General features: G+C 70.1%; 6 protein-coding genes. 1 reads left to right on the top strand and 5 read right to left on the bottom strand.

Going from position 1 to position 5,102, the window contains the following annotated elements:
- Positions 1–539 (top strand): BON domain-containing protein (locus B0F77_RS45000; RefSeq protein WP_143467259.1); only part of this gene is annotated, 539 nt, incomplete at its 5' end.
- 1 nt (position 540) lies between these two features.
- On the opposite strand, the gene B0F77_RS44995 is transcribed toward B0F77_RS45000, so the two are convergent.
- From B0F77_RS44995 to B0F77_RS44975, 5 genes are all read right to left on the bottom strand, one after another.
- The gene (locus B0F77_RS44995) at positions 541–1,335 is read right to left on the bottom strand and encodes a hypothetical protein (RefSeq protein WP_086669186.1); all 795 of its coding nucleotides are present in this window, start codon (positions 1,333–1,335) and stop codon (positions 541–543) included.
- Positions 1,332–1,532 (bottom strand): hypothetical protein, encoded by a 201-nt coding sequence (locus B0F77_RS44990; protein WP_086669185.1) that lies wholly within the window; start codon positions 1,530–1,532, stop codon positions 1,332–1,334. Before B0F77_RS44990 ends, B0F77_RS44995 begins: the two co-directional genes overlap by 4 nt.
- A gap of 130 nt (positions 1,533–1,662) precedes the next feature.
- Complete coding sequence (locus tag B0F77_RS44985) at positions 1,663–3,135, bottom strand: hydrogenase large subunit (RefSeq protein WP_086669184.1); 1,473 nt, start codon at positions 3,133–3,135, stop codon at positions 1,663–1,665.
- The gene (locus tag B0F77_RS44980; protein WP_086669183.1) at positions 3,132–4,583 is read right to left on the bottom strand and encodes a proton-conducting transporter transmembrane domain-containing protein; all 1,452 of its coding nucleotides are present in this window, start codon (positions 4,581–4,583) and stop codon (positions 3,132–3,134) included. The genes B0F77_RS44985 and B0F77_RS44980 overlap by 4 nt, the downstream gene beginning before the upstream one ends.
- A partial coding sequence (locus B0F77_RS44975; protein WP_086669182.1) for a hypothetical protein occupies positions 4,583–5,102 on the bottom strand: 520 nt, incomplete at its 5' end. The genes B0F77_RS44980 and B0F77_RS44975, both read right to left, overlap by 1 nt.

The following is a 5,102-nucleotide window of genomic DNA, read 5'->3' as shown; positions in this document are numbered from 1 at the left end:
ATTCGACCGGGCGCCCGGTCGGGGTGGTGACCGAGGGGGATCTCGCGGCCAAGCTGGAGTTCCACGGTGGTGCAGCGAATCCGCCGGTGCTGGGCGGCACGCGCGCGCGGACGCGATGGCACAAGTCGTCAGCGACGGTGGCTGCGGATCTGATGGCGCCGGCGACGACGGTCGCGGAGGGCGTGAATCTGCGTGTCGCGTTGCGGCGGCTCGCGGGCGAGCAAGCGAGCGTGCTGTGCGTGGTGAACGGTGCGGGCACGCTCGTGGGGGTTCTCGCCCGGCGCGGCGCGCTGCGGCTGTTTCTCCGCGGCGACGACGCGATCCGCGCCGATCTGGAGCGGCAACTGTGTCCGGTCTCGGCGACTGTGAATCGCATTGCGGTGCGGGTTTCCGGCGGGGTGGTCACACTGGACGGGACGCTGAGCCTGCACAGCGCGACTGAACGGGCCGGGTGGATCGCGCGTGGTGTGCCCGGTGTGATCGCGGTGCACAACAACCTGAGCTTCGACGTCGACGACCTGATGATCACGGGGCTGTGAGTCACAGCGTTCGCTGAGTCGGCGTGCTTGCCGGTGGTTGTCGTGCAGCTCCTCGATGCAGTGCGTCGGTGGCGGCGTCGGCGATCTGGCGGGTGAGAGTCTCGTCGCAACGTCGGGGCACTTGTTCGCCGGGCGCGGTCGCGGCGGACAGCACGACCGCGCAGGCGTGCTGGATCTCAGGCGTCAGGCGCACTTGCGGGTGCCGGGTGAGCGCGCGCAGCAGGCCGGGCAGGGCCAGTACCGGGTCGCGGGCGGGGTCGGGCACGATCACGGCTGGTGCGGTGTGGCGGGGCCAGGCGAACCGGCCGCCTCCGCCCACCAGGTTGATCACGGCGTCGGCGTTGGCGGCGATGCGGCGCAACGGGAACGCGAGCGCGTCGGCGGGGTTCCAGGTGGTGATGTCCCGGATTCCCGCGGTCAGCAGAACCGGGTTCAGCAGCGGCATCGTGTTGGCACCCGCGACGACGACCCTGCTGGTCCGCAGTGCGCGGCCGGCACGGGTCAGCGTGGTGAGCAGCGCGGCGGTCAGGGCGACCGCGGTGGTGTCCTGGTCGGTGAGGACCGGGACACCGATGATCGTGTCACGTGCCTTCTGTGCACGTTCGGGCGTGGCGCGGACGAGCAGCACCGCGCTGGTGCCGGGCGGCAGAGAGTGCAGGCTGTAGTCGGAGGCGATGACTCGGGTCGGCAGCCCCGCCTGTTCCTCGACCGCTGTGGCGTAGCGGCGCAGCACTGCCGTCGTGGCACCGATTCCGCCGACCACCGCGACCACGCCGTCGCTCGCGTTGATGGTCACAGTCCGGAGTTCTCCAGCAGGGCCGGCTCGATCCAGCCGTTCGTGTCGATGCCGTGCTGGGCGGCCCGGTCGAGCAGGTCGCGGATCCGGGCACCGTGGAGGTGGACCTCGTAGTCGTGGCCGGCCTGCAGGGCCTCGCGCAGCGTCTCTTCGGCCTCGGCGACCTTGTTCCGCAGCTCTGTTTCGAACTTGCTCATCGTCTTCAACGTCTCTCCTTCCACCGGTGACCCCATGATCTGCGCACTTAAACAAGTTTGCAACTGTTTGCGTGTGCGAGGCTCCACACACCCGATCGAGTGCCTGCTAGTGCCTCGGCTGGCAACGGCACTAGAGGTCGTTGCCGGCGTAGGAGAGGTTGAAGCTCTTGTTGGTCAACGGGAAGTCGGGAACGATCGTGTCGGCCAGCGCGACCGGCAGCGCGGGCCAGTTGAAGAAACTGGGGTCCACGATCTTCACCCGGCTCAGCGTCCCGTCGCCGGCGAGCTCGACGCGGTGGACGATGGTGCCGCGCCAGCCCTCGACGATGCCGACCCCGGACGTGCCCGATCCCGTCAGGCCTGGCGCGGCCGCGCTGGTGCGGCCGTCGAGCATGTCGACGAGGCTGGTGATCATGGCGATCGAGGTGACGATCTCCTCGGCACGCACCAGAAAGCGGGACAGCACGTCACCGTCGGTGTGAGTGTGGACGGTGCGGGCGAACTCCGCCGACAGGTACGGGTGGTCGTGACGGGCGTCGACGGCCAGGCCGCTGGCGCGGGCGACGACACCAAGCGCACCCAGGTCGGCGGCCTGGGCCCGGCTGAGCACGGCGGTGCCGGTGAACCGGTCGGCCACAACGGTGTTGGACAGCGCCAGTTCGACGGTCTCGGCGACGTCGACACCGATCGCGGCCAGCTCGCGAACATCGGGCAACGCGAGAACGGTCGCACCGCCGGGGCGGATGGCGCCGCGCAGCAGCCGGTGCCCGGTGACGGTGTCGTTGAGGCGCAGCAGGCGTTCACGCACGCGCTGGGAGTGGGCGTTGAGCACGCCGTAGGCGACGTCGTTGCACAGGGCGCCGATGTCGGTGATGTGGTTGTAGAGACGTTCGAGCTCTAGCAGCATCGCGCGGATGCGTTGCGCGTCCTCGGGAACGGCCATCCGGTGGGCGTCTTCGACAGCGAGGCAGAACGCCAGGGTGTGGCCGACGCTGGTGTCACCGCTGACCCGCTCCGCCAGCTCGACGCCGTGCTCGGGAGTGCGCCCGTGGAACAGTTTCTCCAGTCCTCTGTGGACGAACCAGAGGCGGGCCTTGAGGTTGAGGATGGTCTCGCCGACCACGGAGAACCGGAAGTGTCCTGGACCGATCATGCCGGCGTGCACGGGTCCGACCGGGATCTCGTACACCCCGGGCCCTTCGACCGAACGGAACGGGTACGGCCCGTCGACGGCGCCGAACTGGGGCGGGTCGCCCGCGTCGGTGAGCATCGGATACCAGCCCCGAGGCCAGTGGAAGTGACGAACCAGCCTGCGTGGCAACGGGTGACCGGTGGGCACGATGCCGAACAGGTCGTGCATCTCGCGTTCGAACCGGCCGGAGGCGAACGACAACCCTGCCAGGCTCGGCACCTCCGGCGTGTCCGGGTCGAGCGGGACGTGCAGCTCGACCCGCCGGTCCGGCGCGGCCGCGGTGAACAGGTACACCGCGCGCAACCGGTTCCCGTCGTCGTGGCCGGCGGCCAGCGCGAGCCGGAAACCCCGTTCCGACAGGGAACCCGCCTGGCCGGGCAGCTCGGCAGGAGTGAGAGTCCTCGTGATCATCGCGTCACCACCAAAGGCTCGGTAGCCAGATCGAGCAGCGTCAACAGGGGGCCGGCGGCGACGCCCAGCACGGCGCACGCGAGCAGTCCGCCCACCAGGGCGATCGAGATCGGCGCCCCGGCTGTGTCCGTGGTGGGCGGTGGTCCGAGCAGCATCCGGCTCGTACGGGTGATCAAGGCGGCCGCGATCACCAGCACCAGCAGCAGTGCGGCCGCGGTGGGCCAGCCGAGTCCCGCGGTGAAGCCGGCGCGCACGATGCCGAGTTCGCTGGCGAACAGGCTGAACGGGGGCAGGCCGATCAGCGCGAGCACACCGAGCCCGAAGGTCGTCGCGAGCACGGGATGACGGGCGAGCAGGCCGCGCACACCGTCGATCTGGCTCGTACCGGTGAGCTGCAGGACGCGGCCGGCGCCGAGGAAGAGCACCGCCTTCACCAGCCCGTGGCCCAGAACGTGCAGCAGGGCCGCCGCCAGCGCGAGAGGACTTCCGATCGCGGCACCGAACGCGACCAGGCCGAGGTGTTCGATGCTGGAGTACGCCAGCATCCTCTTGTAGTCGCGCTGACCGATCAGCAACGACGCCGCCAGCAGCAGCGACGCCAGCGCCATCACCATGAGCAGCGTGCGGGCGAACTCGGTGCCCAGTGCGGCGTCGCTGATCACCTTGACGCGCAGGATCGCGTAGAACGCCACGGACAGCAACACACCGGACATCAACGCGGACACCGGTGCCGGGGCTTGAGAGTGTGCGTCGGGCAGCCACGCGTGCAGCGGGGCCAGCCCGGCCTTGGTGCCGAACCCGAGCACCAGCAACACGATCGCGATCCGGGTGGCACCGGAATCCAGCCCCGGCGCGTGGACGGCGAGGGCGGCGAGATCGAGGCCCGCGGCGCCGGGAGCGTGGGCGGCCGCGAAGTTCAGCACGATGGTGCCCAGCAACGCGAGCGCGATACCCGCCGAGCAGATCACCACGTACTTCCACGCCGCCTCCACCGAGGCACGGGTGCGGCGCTGCCCGACCAGGAACGCGGTGACGATGGTGGTGGCCTCGATCGCCACCCACACCACGCCGAGGTTCGCGGCGAGCACCGCGAGCGCCATGGCTGCCTGGAACAGCTGCACGAGAAGGCTGTGCCGCGCAGCGGTGCGGGCAGTGGCCCGGCCGGCCGCGATCTCCTCGCGCAGATACGCCGGAGTCGCGACGGTCGCGACCAGCGCGACCGCGCCGATCACCAACACCATGAAGGCGGACAACGCGTCCACGCGCAGCAACCCGGACAACACGGTCACCGGCCCGGATCGGCTCACTTCGACCGCCAGCGCGATCGCGGCGGCCAGCACGACGGCCGCGGACAGCGCACTGACCCAGGCGGTGGCGCGGCGCCACCCGAAGGCGAGGTAGGTGAGTGCGCCGAGAACAGGAACTCCCACGGGAACGAGCACAGTCATCAGTCGCGCAACTCCCGCAGTTCGTCGAGGTCGGTGTCGCCGAAGGTCTCCCGCATCCGGGTGGTGAGGACCTGCAGGACCAGCACGGCCAGCAGCACGTCCAGCGACACCCCGAGCTCCACGACCAGGCCCACACCGGTGGTGGTGAGGAACCCGACCGCGGTGATCCCGTTGTCCATCAACAGAAACCCGACCAGTTGCGACAGCGCGCGGCGGCGGGTCACCAGCACGAAGAACCCGATCAGCACCACGGTCATCCCGACCGGAATGGCTTGTGTCGCGGGCGACGGCGCCAAGGCCACCAGCGGCTGCGACACCGCGTAGGCCAGCAACGTCAACACGGCGGCGGCCAGCAGCGACGCGGACACGTTCACCAACGGCCTGGTCTCCCGCTGCGACTCCCCCACCAGCGCCCGGCGCAACAGGTACGGCAGCACTCCCGCGCGCAGGATCAGCACACCCACTGCCACAACCCACAGCTCGGCGGAGTTCTCGTGCACCGCCAGCACAGCCACGACC

Origin of the sequence: Lentzea kentuckyensis, assembly GCF_002150765.1 — a bacterium.
GTDB lineage: Bacteria > Actinomycetota > Actinomycetes > Mycobacteriales > Pseudonocardiaceae > Lentzea > Lentzea kentuckyensis.
The sequence above is the reverse complement of the archived record's forward strand: the minus strand, read 5'-3'. Positions and strand labels throughout refer to the sequence as shown.

Bases quoted from the DNA above. Each gene is read 5' to 3' on its own strand.
- B0F77_RS44990 (WP_086669185.1), bottom strand. From the start codon at position 1,532: ATGAGCAAGTTCGAAACAGAGCTGCGGAACAAGGTCGCCGAGGCCGAA.
- B0F77_RS44985 (WP_086669184.1), bottom strand. From the start codon at position 3,135: ATGATCACGAGGACTCTCACTCCTGCCGAGCTGCCCGGCCAGGCGGGT.
- B0F77_RS44980 (WP_086669183.1), bottom strand. From the start codon at position 4,583: ATGACTGTGCTCGTTCCCGTGGGAGTTCCTGTTCTCGGCGCACTCACC.